Raw genomic sequence first — 16,459 nt, forward strand, 5'->3', positions numbered from 1 at the left:
TGCAATCCCCTGTGGGAGCGGGCTTGCTCGCGAATGCGGTGGGTCAGTCACTGAAATATTGACTGTGCCGACGCCTTCGCGAGCAAGCCCGCTCCCACAGGGGGGATGGTGTGAGGCTTCAGGCTTCGGTCAGATACCAGCGCCAATCCTGTTCACCCACCTCGGCCATGAACTGCCGGTACTCGGCACGCTTCACCGCCAGATACACCCCGAGAAATTCCTGTCCCAGGGCATCCCGTGCCCACACCGAATTCTCCAGCGCCTGCAGCGAGGTCAGCCAATCGGTCGGCAGTAATTCCTTGGCTTGTGCATAGCCGTTGCCCTCGACCGGTGCGCCCGGATCCAGATCCTCGCGGATGCCACGATGGATCCCGGCAAGGATCGCTGCCGCCGCCAGATACGGGTTGGCGTCGGCGCCGCAGATGCGGTGTTCGATGTGCCGGGTGTTGGCCGGGCCGCCCGGTACGCGCAGGCTGACGGTGCGGTTGTCGACGCCCCAGGTCGGCGCCAAAGGCGCATAGCTGTTGGCCTGGAAGCGGCGGTAGGAGTTGGCGTTGGGGCAGAACAGCAGCAGCGAATCGAGCAGCGAGGCGAGCATGCCGCCAATCGCGGTGCGCAGCAGCGGGGTACCGGCCGGGTCTTCGGAAGCAAACAGATTGCGCCCTTCGGCATCGGCGAGGCTGACGTGCATGTGCATGCCGGTACCGGCCAGATCATCGAACGGCTTGGCCATGAACGTCGCCCGCATGCCGTGCTTGTGCGCCACCGCTTTGACCAGGCGTTTGTAGCGCACCGCCTGATCCATCGCGAGCAACGCGTCGCCGTGTTCGAGGGTGATTTCCACCTGGCCCGGGGCGTATTCCGAGATCGCCGTGCGCGCCGGAATACCGTGCAGTTTGCAGGCGCCGTAGAGGTCGGCGAGGAACGGTTCGATCTGCTCCAGTTCACGCAAACCGTAGACCTGGGTGTGTCGCGGTCGGCCACCGTCGGCGTCCAGCGCCGGTTGCGGGCGACCGTTGTGATCGCGTTTGGCGTCGAGCAGATAGAACTCCAGCTCGCACGCCATCACCGGGTGAAAACCCTCGGCCTTGAGGCCGTCGATCACCTTGATCAGTAGATGACGCGGGTCGGCGATGCTCGCCGGCATTCCCTCGCTCGGGTGCATGCTGACCTGCACCGCTGCGGTCGGAATCTGCCGCCACGGCAGGCGCACCAGACTGCCTTCGAGCGGGTAGGCGCGGCAGTCGATGTCGCCGACGTCCCACACCAGCCCGGAGTTTTCCACGTCTTCGCCCTGCACGGTCAGGCCGAGAATGGTGCTGGGCAGCGGGCGACCGCTTTCGTAGACCGCCAGCAGTTCCTCGCGGTGCAACAACTTGCCGCGCGGTACGCCGTTGGCGTCGAGGATGAACAGCTCGATCATGTCGATATCGGGATTCTGTTCCAGGAACAGGCGTGCGTCTTCGATGGCTGCGAATTTCATGGTCAATCACTCACGATGGCGCCGCATGGGCGCGCAGGATCGGGCCGGACGCATGTAGGGCGTCCCGGCAGGGATATCAAATGGAGATCAGTCAGACGTGACACAGAACCTGTGAGGACTGCTGCGCAGTCCATCGGGGATAAATCCCCTCACTACAGTCATGCATCCATCGTTTTTGTTGACTGAGAGAGTCAGCAGGCGATATCCGGCGGGCGTGCGGAGTGACGCAGCTTGGAACGGCGCAGGGCCATGGGGAGATTGACGATGCGATTCATGCGCGGCCCCTGTGACAGAGGGCGCACACAGCGGAGACGTTCAACCTTTCTGGTTGTTGTGGTGACGTGCTCATAACGCGTGTTTCCGTTGGCGGAAAACGTCGGTGGCGGGGCAGGCCCGCCGACCGGTGTGCCCGGATAGTAAGGGGGAATTCGCGGGCGTGTAAACGGGAGATTCGCAGGCCGGGCTTCAGCGCAGCAGGTGCAAGCCCAGCCCGGCAAGGGCGCAAACGATCAACACTTCGATCACCCCGCGTTTGAAAATGAACAGCGCCAACGCCGCCAGCAGCGCCAGCCCGATCGAAAACAGATCCGCGTGCCCGGCAAAACCGTTCGGCCAGAACACGTGATAGGCGAAGAAACACGCCAGGTTCAGAATCACCCCGACCACCGCTGCAGTGATCGCGGTCAGCGGTGCGGTGAACTTCAGTTCGTTGTGCGTTGATTCCACCAACGGCCCGCCAGCGAGGATGAACAGGAACGAGGGCAGGAAGGTGAACCAGGTCACCAGCGTCGCCGCCAGTGCGCCCGCGGCGAACGCATGTTCCGCGCCGAACGCCGGTTGCACGTAACCGCCGATGAAACCGACAAACGCCACCACCATGATCAACGGTCCGGGCGTGGTTTCGCCGAGGGCGAGGCCGTCGATCATCTGCGTCGGCGTCAGCCAGCCATAGTGCCCGACCGCGCCCTGATAGACGTAGGGCAACACCGCGTAAGCGCCGCCGAAGGTCAGCAATGCGGCCTTGGTGAAGAACCAGCCCATTTGCGTGAAGGTGCCATCCCAGCCGAACAGCGCGGTCAGCAGGCCCATCGGTAAACACCACAGCGCTGCGCCAACCAGCAGCAGACGCCACAGTTTCGGCAGGCTGAATCGCGCATGCTCAGGTGTCGGTGTGTCGTCATCGATCAGCGCCGGGCCGAAGGATTTGGCACTGCCGCGCTGCCCGCCATTGTTAAAGCGCTGCGGCGCCAGTCGCCCGCCAAAATAGCCGAGCAACGCTGCACCGAGGACGATCAGCGGGAACGGCAGATTGAAGGCAAAAATCGCCACGAATGACGCCCCGGCGATCGCCCACAGCCAACTGTTTTTCAGCGCCCGCGAGCCGATACGGTGCGCGGCGTGCAAGACGATCGCGGTCACCGCCGGTTTGATTCCGTAGAAGATCCCGGCCACCACCGGCACATCACCGAACGCGATGTACAGCCACGACAGCGCAATCAGGATGAACAGCGACGGCAGCACGAACAGCGCCCCGGCGATCACCCCGCCCCAGGTGCGATGCAACAGCCAGCCAATATAGGTCGCCAGTTGCTGGGCTTCGGGGCCGGGCAGCAACATGCAGTAGTTGAGTGCATGCAGAAAGCGCCGCTCGGAGATCCAGCGCCTGCGCTCGACCAGTTCCTGATGCATGATCGCGATCTGCCCGGCCGGGCCACCGAAACCGATGCAGCCGAGCTTGAGCCAGAAGCGCCAGGCCTGGCGCAGGGTGACGGGAGCGGGGCGGGGCAGGTTGTTGGGCGCTGTGCTCAAACGAAACTCCGGAGTTTAATCCTGGCGGAGTGGCTATCTAATCAGACTTTCAACCCTCACCCCAGCCCTCTCCCAGAGGGAGAGGGGGCCGACCGAGGTGTCTGGCGTCATCCATCGACCTGAGAGATCGAGTCGATTATGGATTCAGAACCAATCTTTCAATTTGGTGAATTTCTTCAATATCCCCCAATCAGTCCCCTCTCCCTCGGGGAGAGGGCTAGGGTGAGGGGCTCTTGATCTTCAGGTATGCGCCAGACTCCAGCGCAGCGCCGCATTCTGGTCACTCTCCCGCGCCTCGACCCAATGCGAACCCTGCGCTGTGCTCTCACGCTTCCAGAACGGCGCGCGGGTCTTGAGCACATCCATGATGAACGCGCAGGCTTCGAACGCCATGTGCCGGTGCTTGCTGCTGACGCCAACAAACACGATCGGCTCGCTGACCGCCAGCGCGCCGACCCGATGCACAATCTCCACACCCAGCAGCGGCCAGCGCTGGCGCGCCTCGTCGGCAATCTGTTCGAGGGCCTTTTCGGTCATGCCCGGATAGTGCTCGAGAAACAGCTCGTTCACGCTCTGGCCAATATTCAGATCACGCACATAACCGATGAAATTCACCACCGCGCCAACCCGTGGATTGCGCGCATGCAGGTCGGCGGTCAACTGGCCGACGTCGAAGCTTTTGTACTGAACTCGAACCGTCATGCTCAGCCCCCGGTGACCGGTGGGAAAAACGCGATCTCGTCGAAGTCTTCGATCGCCGCGCTCGGTTGGCACAGCTCTTGGTTCAACGCACACATCAGGTTGCCGGCGCCAAGCACTTCGCGCCATTCCTCGCCGCGGGCCATGAGCAATTGCCGCACGTCTTCGATGCAGGTCAGGTTGTCGCTCAAAGGGATTTTTTCACCGCCCAGATTGAGGCGGTCACGGTAGCTGGCGAAGTAGTTGATCAGGATCATTGCGCGTCCTCCCATTGAAAATGTCCGGAGCGGCCGCCCTGTTTGCTGAGCAGGCGGATGTCGCCGATGACCATGGCCCGGTCCACCGCTTTGCACATGTCATAGATCGTCAATGCGGCGACGCTGGCGGCGGTCAGGGCTTCGAGTTCGACGCCGGTCTGGCCGGTGAGGCGGCAGGTGCTAGTGATCTGCACGCGGTCCGGTTCGCAGGCCTTGAGTTCAACGTTAATCGAGCTGAGCAGCAGCGCATGACACAGCGGGATCAGTTCGTGGGTGCGTTTGGCCGCCTGGATTCCGGCGATGCGCGCCACGGCGAAAACGTCGCCCTTGGGGTGACCGTTGGCCTGGATCATCTGCAGCGTTTCCGGGCGCATCTGCACCCAGGCCTGCGCCGTGGCTTCGCGGCGAGTCGCGGCTTTGTCGCAGACGTCGACCATGTTGGCGCGGCCCTGATCGTCGAGGTGGGTGAGGGTGTTGCTCATGGCGAAAGCTCCTGGATCGGGCTGTAGATTCGGGGGGCGTTACGGTGCGGAACGTGGATCAGATTCAGGTGATGCTTGAGCGCCCAGCGCACGGTCAATGCGGTGGGGGCGGACAGGCTGACGAGGGTGCCGAGGCGGGCGCGCACGGCCTTGTGGATCAGCTCCAGGCTGCAACGGCTGGTGACCACCACGAAGCCCTGCCGCACATCGACGTCAGCGATTTGCATCGCGCCGATCAGCTTGTCGAGGGCGTTGTGCCGGCCAATGTCTTCGCGGCACAACAGCGCCTCACCGCTGGCATCGAAGTACAGCGCCGCGTGCAGGGCGCCGCTGCTGCGGGCCAGTTGCTGAGCCTGTTCGATGCGTTGGCGGATACCGTCAAAATGCGCGGCCGGCGGCAGGGCGCAGGGTTGCAGAATCTGCAGTTGCGGCAACGCCTGCTCCAGCGCCTCGACGCCACAGATGCCGCAGCCGCTGGTGCCGGCCATTTGCCGACGATGATCTTTCAGCGCCCAGAACGCGCGACTGGATATCTGCACCTCGGCCTGACAGGCCTGATCGAAATGGTTCAGGCGGATGTCGTAGATCTCGTCGACGCTGTCGATGATCGCGTTGCTCAGGCTGAAGCCCCGGATGAAGTCTTCGAGGTTGCCGGGCGAGACCATCATCACCGCCTGACTCAGGCCATTGAAGGTGATCGCCAGAGCAATTTCCGCGGCCAGGGCGGCGTGAGAGAGCGGGGCGTCTTGCAGGTATTCGCGAAACGCCACCTGTGACGGTTGCGGTGCGGGGGCATTGGCATCCCCCGGTTCGGCGGTTGTTGCAACTTGGCACTGCATCTTGAAAAGTCCCGAAGCGCTGAAGTGAGTTCAGGCTACGGGGGAGTCAAAAGTGAGTCCAATCGCTTGTTCTGATCTGGTGATTGGGTGGGTCGATCACCGCTGTCATATCCGAAATGTGTGTGGCTGTCCGGGCCTCTTGGCGGGCAAGCCCGCTCCCACATTTGAAATGCATTCAACCTGTGGGAGCGGGCTTGCTCGCGAAGGCGGCCAGGCGTCCAACAGCAATGTCTGGATAGTCACTCAAATAACCGGCACCTCACCCCCAAACATTTTCCGCGCCTCGGCAAAACACTTCTCGGCAATCGCCGAACGCGGCTCGGTCTTGCGCATTACCAGCCCCAGCGGCGCCAGCACGCTGGCATCCGGCAGTTGCATGAACGACAGGTGTTCGATCGGCTCTTCCAGCCCGCTGTCCAGTGGCATGATCGAGCAGCAGAAGCCCTGGTGAATCGCCTGCAGCAATTGATAGGTCGAATCACTTTCCATGATCGGCTGCGGATTGAGCCCGCGACTGCGGAAGCTCAGGTCGATGGATTTGCGGTAATGCATGCCGGTGGTGATCATCCCCAGCGGCAGTTCGGCGGCGTCTTCCCAGCTCATTTCCGAGCCTTCGAAATGGTAGTGACGGTTGTCGTAAAGCAGACCGACGCGGGTTTCGCCGATCTCGAAAAAATCGAAATAGTTCGGGTTGACGTGGTCGAGGTAGCACACGCCCAGATCCAATTGGTTGTTGCCCAAACCGGCGATGATCTCGTCGGAACTCCCCGACGACAGGCTGAATTTCAGCTCCGGATAGGTCCCGGACAAACTCTGAATGTAATTGACCGGGTTGAAGTTGCTCAGCGGCACCAGACCCAGGCGCAAGCTACCGACCAGTTGCCCGCGGCAGGCCGCCGCTTCGGCGAAAAGACCGTCATGCGCGGCCAGCAGTGTGCGCGCCCAGGCCAGCACCCGTTCGCCGGCCTGCGTGAAACCCTCGAAGCGCTGACCGCGATTGACCAGCACCAGATCCAGCTCATCTTCCAGATTGCGCAGGCGCATCGACAGGGTCGGCTGGGTGATGTGGCAGCGGGCGGCGGCCTGGCCGAAGTGTCGGGTTTCGTCCAGTGCGATCAGGAACTTGAGTTGTTTGATGTCCACGAAGGCACCTGCTCGTTGAGAAATTGAATGGAGTATTGACGCAGATGCGCGCAGCGCACGGAAAACGCGAGGTGCGACGATCTCATTTGACCGTGTTTGCGTCCAATCGGAAGCATTGAAAAGCCTATCGATCAGCTCTATCGCCCATGGTTTCAAACGCTTTGGCCGAGGTCAACGGCGCCGATAGAGCAGCTCGATAATGTGGTTGGCCAGAGTGATTAGACAGTACTCATAAGTGGCACTTAGGCTGCTCGGCAATCTGATTGACTACTGCCGGAGATTCCCATGAGTGCGAAAGCGGATGCCCTGTTTGTCCCCCTGAACATAGCCGTACTGACCGTCAGCGATACTCGCGATTACGCGAGCGACACGTCCGGCCAATTGCTGGTCAGCCGCTTGCTGGAGGCCGGCCATACCCTGAGCGAGCGCAATCTGCTCAAGGATGACCTGTACAAGATCCGCGCCCAGGTCGCGCACTGGATTGCCGACGACAGCATTCAGGTGGTGCTGATCACCGGCGGCACTGGTTTCACCGGGCGCGACAGCACGCCGGAAGCGGTGGCCTGTCTGTTCGACAAGCAGATCGACGGGTTTGGCGAGTTGTTCCGCGCCATTTCGATTCTCGATATCGGCACGTCGACTGTGCAAAGCCGCGCGCTGGCCGGGCTGTCCAACGGCACACTGGTGTGCTGCCTGCCGGGTTCGACCGGTGCCTGTCGCACAGCGTGGGAAGGTATCCTCGCCGAGCAACTGGATAACCGCCACCGCCCGTGCAACTTTGTGCCGCACCTCAAATCAGTCGCTGCCTGTGGGCCGCGCGGATGAGCAAGGCAGGGTTGATGCCGGTCGAGGACGCCCTCGACCAATTGCTCGGCATGGCCAATGAGCAACGTCTGGCCGATAGCGAAATTCTGCCGCTCGACGAGGCACGTGGGCGGGTACTGGCCAGTGATCTGGTCGCCTCGCTCGACTTGCCGCCGTGGCCGAACAGTGCCATGGACGGTTATGCGTTGAACCTGGCCGATCTGCATCGTCAGCCGCTGAAGGTGTCGCAAAAGGTCTACGCCGGTCTGGCACCGGACGCGCTATTGCCCGGCACCTGCGCGCGGATCTTTACCGGCGCACCGTTGCCGCCCGGCGCTACCTGCATCGAGATGCAGGAGAACGTCGAAGTGCTGGAGGACGGCCGCGTGCGTTTTTTGCAGCCGTTGAAGGCGGGGCAGAACATTCGCGCGCAGGGTCAGGAAAACCGCGTCGGCGACATCCTGCTGCGCGCCGGCAAACGCCTCGGGCCGTTCGAACTGGCGGTCGCGGCCGGGCAGGGGCTGGCGCAACTGCACGTGGTGCGTCGCCCGCGCGTGGCGCTGCTGTCCACCGGTGACGAACTGGTCGAGCCGGGCTTGCCGCTGCGTCCCGGCAGCATCTACAACAGCAACCGTGTGCTGCTCGGCCACTGGCTGAAGGAACTGGGCTGCGAGGTGATCGACGCCGGGATCCTGCCGGATCGTCCGGCGCAGACGCGGCTCAAGCTTGAGCAACTGCAAGTGGCGGCTGACCTGATCCTGACCACCGGCGGGGTGTCTGCCGGCGATGCCGATTGCCTCGGGCAGGTGCTGCGTGAGGACGGCAAACCGCTGCTGTGGAAGCTGGCGATCAAGCCTGGCAAACCGCTGACCGTGGGCCATTTCGGCACGGTGCCGGTGATTGGCCTGCCGGGCAATCCGACCTCGGCGCTGGTGACTTTTGGCCTGCTGGCGCGACCGTATCTGCTGCGCATTCAGGGCGTGGAAGAGGTCATGCCGTTGAGCTTCACGGTGAATGCCGGGTTCGCCTGGAACAAGGCTGGCAGCCGTCGAGAGTATCTGCGGGTGCGGCTGGAGGCGGGGCGCGCGGTGTTGTATCCGAACCAGAGTTCCGGCGTTTTGCTCGGAGCGACCTGGGCCGATGGGCTGGTGGAGGTGCCGGAAAACAGCACCCACGGCATTGGCGATCCTCTGCGTTTCATTCCCTTCAGCGAACTGTTCTGACCCCGACACACATCCGAATGTGGGATGATCAGCCATTCTGCGGGGTGTACCTGGAACCTGTAGGAGCGAGCCTGCTCGCGAAGGCGGCGGCACAGTCAATATCTTCACTGACTGGTCGACCGCTATCGCGAGCAGGCTCACTCCTACAGAGGGAACGAGCTCAGCTCAGCACATAGTCCACCGGCAGCAACATCGGCGGCAGGTCGGTTTCGCCCAGTTCGCTGAGAATGTCACGCTCGATGGTGCGCACCAGCGAGTCAGTCGCCAAATCGTTTTCGTCGCGGCCGAACGGGTCTTCCAGTTCATCGGCAATCGCATCCAGACCAAAGAACGTGTAGCTGACAATCGCCGTGAACAGCGGGGTCAGCCAGCCCAGCGGTTCGGCCATGGCGAACGGCAGCAGGATGCAGAACAGGTAAATCGTGCGGTGCAGCAGCAGGGTGTAGGGGAAGGGCAGCGGGGTGTTCTTGATTCGCTCGCACACCGCTTGCGCCTGGGTCAGGCTGGTCAGGTGATTGGCCAAGAGCATGTAGCGCCACTCAGTCAGTTCACCGCTTTGATGCAGATCCGAACATTGCTGGCCGACCTGCTGCAGAATCCGTCCACTGTAGTCCGGCACCCGCGCATCGTGTTGCGGGGTGATCCACTTGCTGCTGGCCGCCGCTTCGCTTTCCCGGCGCAATCGCGCATTCAGCGCATGAGCAAACCCGCAGAGGTTGAGCAGCAACGGCTTGCGCTGCGCCGATTCGCGGATGACATGGGTTTCGCGAATCACCGAACGGATGTGCACCAGCACATCGCCCCAGGCCTTGCGCGCTTCATACCAGCGGTCGTAGCAGGCGTTGTTGCGAAAATTCATGAAGATCGACAGTGACAGCCCGAGCAAGGTGAACGGCGTGGCGTTGACCTTGGTGAAGTTGCTCGGGTGGAGCATTTCAATCAGCACGATGGCAGAAGCCAGCAGGGTGACCATCAGGGTGCGCAGGGCGATGCGTTTGGCAATCGAACCCTTGAGGGTGAAGAGGATGGCGAATTGGTTGACCTTGGGTCTGATGATCATGCTGGGCGATCCCGGTTACGCAGGGTGAGGGCGGCTCAGCCGCCGGTCATGTTCATGAAGCGCACGACCTGAACGTCGTCGTTCACTTCGAAATTGTGCCGATACGGCTTGAGTTTCATCGCTTCGATGATGGCCTTCTCCAGCCGCTCTGGTTGCCCCGGATGAGCGCGCAGCACGGCTTTCAGATCCACCGAATGCTCGTTACCCAGACACAGTAGCAGGCGCCCCTCGACAGTCAGCCGCACCCGGTTGCAAGTACCGCAGAAATTGTGGCTGTGCGGCGAGATAAAGCCCAGACGAATGTCTGGCGCCTCGGCCAGCCGCCAGTAGCGCGACGGGCCCTGGGTCGACTCGGCGGAGTCGATCAGGGTGTAGCGCTTGGCGATTTTTTCGCGCACCTGGGCGCTGGAGAAAAACGTCTCGGCGCGGCTGTGTTCGCTGATGATCCCCAGCGGCATTTCCTCGATGAAGGAGACGTCGAGCTGGCGGTCGATGGCAAAGCTCACCAGATCGTTGATCTCCTGATCGTTGCGCCCCTGCATCACCACCACGTTGAGTTTGGTTCGGGTGAAACCGGCCTTGCGCGCCGCATCGATGCCGCTGATCACCTGTGCCAGATCACCGGTGCGGGTCATTTGCTTGAAACGATCCGGGTCGAGGCTGTCGAGGCTGATGTTCAGTCGCTTGACCCCGGCGTCGAACAGCGGCGCGGCGAGTTTGCCCAGCTGCGAGCCATTGGTGGTCATGCACAGTTCACGCAGGCCGGGCAGGGCGGCGATCTGCTCGCACAGCTTGACCACGCCCGGACGAATCAGCGGCTCGCCGCCGGTCAGGCGAATCTTGCGCGTGCCCAGCGCCACGAAGCTCTGCGCCAGTTGATAGATCTCCTCCAGCGTCAGCACTTGCTGGCGTGGCAGAAACTGCATGTCCTCGGCCATGCAATACACGCAGCGGAAGTCGCAGCGGTCGGTGACCGACATGCGCAGATAGTCGACGCGGCGGTTGTAACCATCGATCAAGACACGCTCTGACATGACAGCCTCGCAGAAGTGGGTAGTCCGCATGGACGGAACCGGTTAGCGCAGATTATGGGCAACTTCAGATCTCGTCCAATCACTGTTTATGACTGCTTGATTGAGCGCGTCGATGATCAATTATTTTCTCTGGAAAGTTACCGCTTTAGTTTCGCAACACCCCGTAAATAAAGGGTTTTTCGCCGTGATAGAGGGTTTCGATAATGTGGTCATAAATAGCGATTAGACAATGTTTTGTAACGGTTCATATCCTTGCTCCGGCAACTGAAACGACCACTTTATTGCTGTGCAAAGTCGGCCGTCGCTGTTTAACCAAGATCAGGTTCATGCCTGTGTGCATCGTCATGGAGATGTCCCATGTCACAAGTCGACCGTTACAAACCTTACAAGGGTGCCGCTGCCGGTTGGGGGGCTGTGATCAGCCTGACCAAAAGCTGGCTGGGCAGTGAAAACGCCCTGAAAAACATCCGCGCCATGCTCAAGACCAATCAGAACGGCGGCTTCGACTGCCCGGGCTGTGCCTGGGGTGAAGCACCCGGTGCGAGCATGCTCAAGTTCTGCGAGAACGGCGCCAAAGCGGTGAACTGGGAGGCCACCGGGCGTTTGGTCGACCCGGCGTTCTTCAACAAGTACACGGTATCGAGCCTGGCCGAGCAGAGCGACTACTGGCTGGAATATCAGGGCCGTCTGACCCACCCGATGCGTTACGACGCGCGGGTCGACCGCTATGTGGAAACCACCTGGGAAGATGCGTTCGCGCTGATCGCCGAACACCTCAAGGGTCTGAAATCGCCGCACGAGGCCGAGTTCTATACCTCGGGCCGGGCCAGCAACGAAGCGGCGTTTCTCTATCAGTTGTTCGTCCGCGCCTACGGCACCAACAACTTTCCCGACTGCTCGAACATGTGCCACGAAGCCAGTGCGGTGAGCATGGGCGAGACGCTGGGCGTGGGCAAGGGCACCGTGGTCTACGAGGATCTGCATCATGCCGACGCGATTTTCGTCATCGGCCAGAACCCCGGCACCAACCACCCACGCATGCTCGAACCGCTGCGTGAAGCGGTGAAACGTGGCGCGCAAGTGGTGTGCATCAACCCGCTGAAAGAGCGTGGCCTGGAACGTTTCCAGAACCCGCAGAACCCGATCGAGATGCTCAGCAACGGTTGGGAAGCGACCAACACCGCGTACTTCCGCCCGGCGCTGGGTGGCGACATGGCGATGATTCGCGGCATGGTCAAATTCCTTCTGCAGTGGGAGCGTGAAGCCCAGGCTAGCGGTGGCGAACCGGTGTTCGACCATGCGTTTATCGCGGAGCACACTTCGGGTCTGGACAGCTACCTGGCAGAAGTCGACGCCACGACTTGGGAGCACATCCTCGAGCAATCCGGCGTGCCGCTGCACGACATCGAACTGGCCGCGCGCATGTATGGCCGCGCCAAGAGCGTGATCATGTGCTGGGCCATGGGCCTGACCCAACATGTGCACTCGGTGCCGACCCTGCAGGAAGTCATCAACCTGCAACTGCTGCGCGGCAACGTTGGCCGTCCGGGCGCCGGTCTGTCGCCGGTGCGTGGTCACAGTAACGTGCAGGGCGACCGCACCATGGGCATCAATGAACTGGCGCCGAAGGAGTTGATGGACGCCCTGGAAAAACGCTTCAACTTCAAAGTGCCGCGCATGCACGGCCACAACACGGTGATGGCGATCGGTGCGATGGAGCGTGGCGAAGCCAAAGTGTTTATCGGTCTGGGCGGCAATTTTGCCCAAGCCACGCCGGACACCCCGCGCACCCACGAAGCAATGCGCAAACTCGACCTGACCGTGCACATTTCAACCAAGCTCAACCGCAGCCATCTGGTCACCGGGCGCGACGCGTTGATCCTGCCGTGCCTCGGCCGCACCGACATCGACATCCAGGCCGAAGGCCCGCAAGGCGTGACCGTGGAAGACACCTTCAGCATGGTGCACTTGTCGTTCGGTCAGTTGAAACCGAAGTCGGCGCACTTGAAGTCCGAGCCGGCGATCATTGCCGGGATTGCCGCCGCGACCTTGGGCAAGCATCCAATCGACTGGGAGTGGGTCGTGGGCGATTACGGGCGCATTCGCAATTTGATCGGCGATGTGATTCCGGGCTTCGAGAACTTTAACGAAAAACTGCTGACTCCGGGCGGCTTCCACCTCGGCAACGATGCCTCGGATCGGGTCTGGAACACCGAGTCCGGCAAAGCCCAGTTCACCCCGTGCGTGCTGCCGGAACACCTGATCAGCGAAGGCGTGCGCAACCTGCCGGTCAAGCCGGATCTGATCCTGCAGACCATGCGTTCCCACGATCAGTACAACACCACGCTGTACGGCCTCGACGACCGTTATCGCGGGGTCTACGGCATGCGCGACGTGATCTTCGCCAACGAGCAGGACATCCAGCGTCTCGGTTTCGAACCGGGGCAGAAGGTCGATCTGGTGGCGCTGTGGGATGACAAGCGCGAGCGCCGGGTCAGCGGGTTCACCCTGATCGCCTACGACATTCCGCCCGGTCAGGCGGCGGCGTACTACCCGGAAACCAACCCGCTGGTGCCGCTGGAAAGCTACGGCGACCGGACCTACACGCCGACCTCGAAATTCGTCGCGATTCGCCTCGAAGCGGCCAAGGTCAGCAACCTGATCCCGTCATCGCTGGCCTGACCCGCTACTTATAAAAACCTTGGCAATTTGACTGGCTGCAGGCGTTCGCGCCTGGCGGTGGCCCGGCGACGTGCTGCCGCTTTTCAGCCTGGATGAGGACATCATCATGCTCAACATGGAGGCACTGGACCTGGCGCGAATTCAATTCGCGTTCACGGTTTCGTTCCACATTATCTTCCCGGCGATCACCATCGGCCTGGCGAGTTTCCTCGCGGTACTCGAAGGCCTGTGGCTGAAAACCCGTGACGACACCTACCGCGATCTCTACCACTTCTGGTCGAAGATCTTTGCCGTCAACTTCGGCATGGGCGTGGTCTCGGGGCTGGTCATGGCGTACCAGTTCGGCACTAACTGGAGCGGGTTTTCCGACTTCGCCGGGAGCATCACCGGGCCGTTGCTGACCTATGAGGTGCTGACCGCATTTTTCCTCGAGGCCGGTTTCCTCGGGGTCATGCTGTTCGGCTGGAACCGCGTCGGCCGTGGCTTGCACTTCTTTGCCACGGTGATGGTCGCTATTGGCACGCTGATTTCAACCTTCTGGATTCTCGCGTCCAACAGCTGGATGCAGACGCCGCAGGGCTTTGAAATTGTCGACGGTCGGGTGATGCCGCTGGACTGGCTGGCGATCGTGTTCAACCCGTCGTTTCCGTTCCGTCTGGCGCACATGGCGATCGCCGCGTTCGTCGCCACGGCCTTCTTCGTTGGCTCGTCGGCGGCCTGGCATTTGCTGCGCGGCAACAATACCGCGCCGGTGCGCAGGATGTTTTCCATGGCGTTGTGGATGGCGCTGATCGTGGCACCGATTCAGGCGGTGGTCGGTGACGCCCATGGCTTGAACACCCTGGAGCATCAACCGGCAAAAATCGCCGCCATCGAAGGCCACTGGGAAAACGCCGACAACGGCCCGACCCCGCTGGTGCTGTTCGGCATTCCCGACATGCAGGCGGAGAAGACCCAATACGCGCTGGAAATCCCGTACCTCGGCAGCCTGATCCTGACCCACAGCCTCGACAAGCAGATCCCGGCGCTCAAGAGCTTCCCGAAAGAGGATCGGCCGAACTCGACCATCATCTTCTGGAGCTTCCGCGTGATGGCCGGGCTGGGCATGTTGATGATCCTCGTCGGTGTGCTCGGTCTGGCGCTGCGTCGTGGCGGCAAGCTCTATCAGCATCGCGGCTTCCAGCGTCTGGTGTTGCTGATGGGGCCGAGCGGGTTGATCGCGTTGCTGGCCGGCTGGATCACCACCGAAGTCGGGCGTCAGCCGTGGGTGGTTTACGGCTTGATGCGCACCCATGACGCCGCGTCGCACCACTCGGTGGCGCAGATGAGCACCTCGCTGTTGCTGTTCGTGGTGATCTACTGCTCGGTGTTCACCGTGGGCATCGGCTACATGATGAAACTGGTGAAGAAGGGCCCGCAGCCCCATCACGAACATCCGCCGGGGGGCGATCAGTTGCAGACCCCGCGCCGGCCTATTTCGGCGGCTACCGCCCCGATGAAGGAGCATTGAGTCATGGGTATTCAAGGTATCGATCTCTCGTTGATCTGGGGTGTGATCATCGCCTTCGGGGTGATGATGTACGTGATCATGGACGGCTTCGATCTGGGCCTGGGCATCCTGTTTCCGCTGATCCCGGATGAGCAGGAGCGCGACGTGATGATGAACACAGTCGCCCCGGTGTGGGACGGCAACGAAACCTGGCTGGTGCTCGGTGGTGCGGCGTTGTATGGCGCGTTTCCACTGGCCTACGGGGTGATTCTGGAGGCGTTGTACCTGCCGCTGATCCTGATGCTCTGCGGGCTGATTTTCCGTGGCGTGGCGTTCGAGTTTCGCTTCAAGTCGTCAGCGCAAAAGCGTCACTGGTGGGACAAGGCGTTCATCGGCGGTTCGCTGCTGGCGACGTTCTCCCAGGGTGTGGCGATCGGCGCGTACGTATCGGGCATTCCCGTGGTGAATCGGCAGTTTGCCGGTGGCGGCCTGGACTGGCTGGCGCCGTTTCCGCTGGTGTGCGGCGTCGGTCTGGTGGTGGCGTATGCGCTGCTGGGCAGCACCTGGTTGCTGGTCAAGACCGAAGGCATGCTCGAGTCGCGGATGCGTCTGTTCACCCGGCCGCTGGCGTGGTTGCTGACGGCGATGGTGGTGGTGATTGGTGCGTGGACACTGAAGTTGCACCCGGAGCTGGCCACTCGCTGGTCGACCAGCGGGCACTTGATGGTGTTCGCCGGGTTGGTGGTGCTGGCACTGCTGGCGTTGTTCGGGCTGCTGCGTACCTTGCGTCAGCGTCACACCCACTGGCCGTTCGTGTTCACTTTGGTGTTGATGCTGCTCGGTTACATCGGCCTGGCGCTGAGCATCTGGCCAAACATCATCCCGCCATCGGTGAGCCTGTGGGCGGCGGCGTCTCCGCCTTCGAGCCAGTTGTTCGCCTTGATCGGCGCACTGTTCATCCTGCCGGTGATCCTGATGTACACCTTCTGGAGCTACTACGTATTCCGCGGCAAAGTGAGGATTGGCGATGGCTACCATTGATTCGCGTGAGGTCAGATCCTCCCGCTGGTACCAGCGTTTGGGCTGGTTGTTGCTGATCTGGTTCGGCAGCGTCGTGTCACTCGCCGTGGTGGCGAGTGTGCTGAAACTGGCGATGTATGCAGCAGGAATGAGGACCCACTGACAATAAAAAAACCGGAGCCATGACTCCGGTTTTTTTGTGCCCGCAATTCTGAACATCACTGATGCCCCCAGTGGGAGCGGGCTCGCTCGCGAAGGCGTCAGGTCAGTCGACATTGATGCTGAATGTGCCGGCCCTTTCGTGAGCAAGCCCACTCCCACCCTTGATCGCTGCCAGCCCCAAACCCTTCATCACCGACGATCCCTTGTGGGAGCGGGCTTGCTCGCGAAGGCGTCAGGTCAGCCGACATTGATGCTGAGTGTGCCGACCTCTTC

The 16,459-nt window shown here is 61.7% G+C and carries 15 protein-coding genes; 6 read left to right on the forward strand and 9 right to left on the reverse strand.

All coding sequences use genetic code 11. From position 1 onward, the window contains the following. Positions 1 to 118 precede the first annotated feature (118 nt). The 7 genes from KCG87_RS19590 to KCG87_RS19620 form a co-directional block, all read right to left on the reverse strand. A complete protein-coding gene (locus tag KCG87_RS19590) occupies positions 119 to 1,483 on the reverse strand; it encodes a glutamine synthetase family protein (protein ID WP_134786719.1) in 1,365 nt (454 codons plus the stop codon). A gap of 465 nt (positions 1,484 to 1,948) precedes the next feature. After that, a complete protein-coding gene (chrA, locus tag KCG87_RS19595) occupies positions 1,949 to 3,292 on the reverse strand; it encodes a chromate efflux transporter (protein WP_210558698.1) in 1,344 nt (447 codons plus the stop codon). 240 nt (positions 3,293 to 3,532) lie between these two features. After that, complete coding sequence (gene moaE, locus KCG87_RS19600) at positions 3,533 to 3,994, reverse strand: molybdopterin synthase catalytic subunit MoaE (protein ID WP_210558699.1); 462 nt, start codon at positions 3,992 to 3,994, stop codon at positions 3,533 to 3,535. A gap of 2 nt (positions 3,995 to 3,996) precedes the next feature. Beyond that, positions 3,997 to 4,248, reverse strand: a complete 252-nt coding sequence (locus KCG87_RS19605; protein ID WP_003226078.1) for a MoaD/ThiS family protein — start codon at positions 4,246 to 4,248, stop codon at positions 3,997 to 3,999. Next, positions 4,245 to 4,730 (reverse strand): cyclic pyranopterin monophosphate synthase MoaC, encoded by a 486-nt coding sequence (gene moaC, locus KCG87_RS19610; protein WP_210558700.1) that lies wholly within the window; start codon positions 4,728 to 4,730, stop codon positions 4,245 to 4,247. Before moaC ends, KCG87_RS19605 begins: the two co-directional genes overlap by 4 nt. Beyond that, complete coding sequence (gene fdhD, locus KCG87_RS19615) at positions 4,727 to 5,569, reverse strand: formate dehydrogenase accessory sulfurtransferase FdhD (RefSeq protein ID WP_210558701.1); 843 nt, start codon at positions 5,567 to 5,569, stop codon at positions 4,727 to 4,729. The genes moaC and fdhD overlap by 4 nt, the downstream gene beginning before the upstream one ends. A 243-nt stretch (positions 5,570 to 5,812) precedes the next feature. After that, the gene (locus tag KCG87_RS19620) at positions 5,813 to 6,712 is read right to left on the reverse strand and encodes a LysR family transcriptional regulator (protein ID WP_210558702.1); all 900 of its coding nucleotides are present in this window, start codon (positions 6,710 to 6,712) and stop codon (positions 5,813 to 5,815) included. Between the two features lie 285 nt (positions 6,713 to 6,997). Between KCG87_RS19620 and moaB the strand changes: the two genes are divergently transcribed. Both moaB and glp read left to right on the forward strand, forming a co-directional pair. Next, positions 6,998 to 7,537 (forward strand): molybdenum cofactor biosynthesis protein B, encoded by a 540-nt coding sequence (gene moaB, locus KCG87_RS19625; protein ID WP_098964450.1) that lies wholly within the window; start codon positions 6,998 to 7,000, stop codon positions 7,535 to 7,537. Beyond that, positions 7,534 to 8,739, forward strand: coding sequence for a gephyrin-like molybdotransferase Glp (gene glp / locus KCG87_RS19630; RefSeq protein ID WP_098964449.1), 1,206 nt, complete (start codon positions 7,534 to 7,536; stop codon positions 8,737 to 8,739). Before moaB ends, glp begins: the two co-directional genes overlap by 4 nt. A 160-nt stretch (positions 8,740 to 8,899) precedes the next feature. Here the strand turns inward: glp and KCG87_RS19635 are convergent, their stop codons facing one another. After that, a complete protein-coding gene (locus KCG87_RS19635) occupies positions 8,900 to 9,799 on the reverse strand; it encodes a bestrophin family protein (protein ID WP_098964447.1) in 900 nt (299 codons plus the stop codon). Positions 9,800 to 9,834: 35 nt separating this feature from the next. Next, positions 9,835 to 10,833, reverse strand: coding sequence for a GTP 3',8-cyclase MoaA (moaA, locus tag KCG87_RS19640; RefSeq protein WP_134786714.1), 999 nt, complete (start codon positions 10,831 to 10,833; stop codon positions 9,835 to 9,837). 357 nt (positions 10,834 to 11,190) lie between these two features. On the opposite strand from moaA, the gene KCG87_RS19645 reads away from it, so the two are divergent. The 4 genes from KCG87_RS19645 (at position 11,191) to KCG87_RS19660 (ending at position 16,187) form a co-directional block, all read left to right on the forward strand. Continuing rightward, on the forward strand, positions 11,191 to 13,515 hold the full coding sequence (locus KCG87_RS19645; RefSeq protein ID WP_210558703.1) for an FdhF/YdeP family oxidoreductase: 2,325 nt from the start codon (positions 11,191 to 11,193) through the stop codon (positions 13,513 to 13,515). Between the two features lie 106 nt (positions 13,516 to 13,621). Continuing rightward, entirely contained in the window at positions 13,622 to 15,025 is a 1,404-nt protein-coding gene (locus KCG87_RS19650; protein ID WP_210558806.1) for a cytochrome ubiquinol oxidase subunit I, read from the forward strand. Positions 15,026 to 15,028: 3 nt separating this feature from the next. Further along, positions 15,029 to 16,045 carry a cytochrome d ubiquinol oxidase subunit II gene (gene cydB / locus KCG87_RS19655; protein WP_096796447.1) on the forward strand — a complete coding sequence of 339 codons (1,017 nt, stop codon included), beginning with the start codon at positions 15,029 to 15,031 and terminating at the stop codon, positions 16,043 to 16,045. Beyond that, the gene (locus KCG87_RS19660; protein ID WP_098964444.1) at positions 16,032 to 16,187 is read left to right on the forward strand and encodes a DUF2474 family protein; all 156 of its coding nucleotides are present in this window, start codon (positions 16,032 to 16,034) and stop codon (positions 16,185 to 16,187) included. Before cydB ends, KCG87_RS19660 begins: the two co-directional genes overlap by 14 nt. Positions 16,188 to 16,459 lie beyond the last annotated feature (272 nt).

The organism is Pseudomonas sp. MWU347 (genome assembly GCF_017947305.1).
In the GTDB taxonomy this organism is placed as follows: domain Bacteria; phylum Pseudomonadota; class Gammaproteobacteria; order Pseudomonadales; family Pseudomonadaceae; genus Aquipseudomonas; species Aquipseudomonas putida_A.

What these genes read in the sequence shown, in the direction of transcription:
- KCG87_RS19590 (WP_134786719.1), bottom strand. Translation starts at nt 1,483, where the DNA reads ATGAAATTCGCAGCCATCGAAGACGCACGCCTGTTCCTGGAACAGAAT.
- moaE (WP_210558699.1), bottom strand. Translation starts at nt 3,994, where the DNA reads ATGACGGTTCGAGTTCAGTACAAAAGCTTCGACGTCGGCCAGTTGACC.
- KCG87_RS19605 (WP_003226078.1), bottom strand. Translation starts at nt 4,248, where the DNA reads ATGATCCTGATCAACTACTTCGCCAGCTACCGTGACCGCCTCAATCTG.
- moaC (WP_210558700.1), bottom strand. Translation starts at nt 4,730, where the DNA reads ATGAGCAACACCCTCACCCACCTCGACGATCAGGGCCGCGCCAACATG.
- fdhD (WP_210558701.1), bottom strand. Translation starts at nt 5,569, where the DNA reads ATGCAGTGCCAAGTTGCAACAACCGCCGAACCGGGGGATGCCAATGCC.
- moaB (WP_098964450.1), top strand. Translation starts at nt 6,998, where the DNA reads ATGAGTGCGAAAGCGGATGCCCTGTTTGTCCCCCTGAACATAGCCGTA.
- glp (WP_098964449.1), top strand. Translation starts at nt 7,534, where the DNA reads ATGAGCAAGGCAGGGTTGATGCCGGTCGAGGACGCCCTCGACCAATTG.
- KCG87_RS19635 (WP_098964447.1), bottom strand. Translation starts at nt 9,799, where the DNA reads ATGATCATCAGACCCAAGGTCAACCAATTCGCCATCCTCTTCACCCTC.
- moaA (WP_134786714.1), bottom strand. Translation starts at nt 10,833, where the DNA reads ATGTCAGAGCGTGTCTTGATCGATGGTTACAACCGCCGCGTCGACTAT.
- KCG87_RS19645 (WP_210558703.1), top strand. Translation starts at nt 11,191, where the DNA reads ATGTCACAAGTCGACCGTTACAAACCTTACAAGGGTGCCGCTGCCGGT.
- KCG87_RS19650 (WP_210558806.1), top strand. Translation starts at nt 13,622, where the DNA reads ATGCTCAACATGGAGGCACTGGACCTGGCGCGAATTCAATTCGCGTTC.
- cydB (WP_096796447.1), top strand. Translation starts at nt 15,029, where the DNA reads ATGGGTATTCAAGGTATCGATCTCTCGTTGATCTGGGGTGTGATCATC.
- KCG87_RS19660 (WP_098964444.1), top strand. Translation starts at nt 16,032, where the DNA reads ATGGCTACCATTGATTCGCGTGAGGTCAGATCCTCCCGCTGGTACCAG.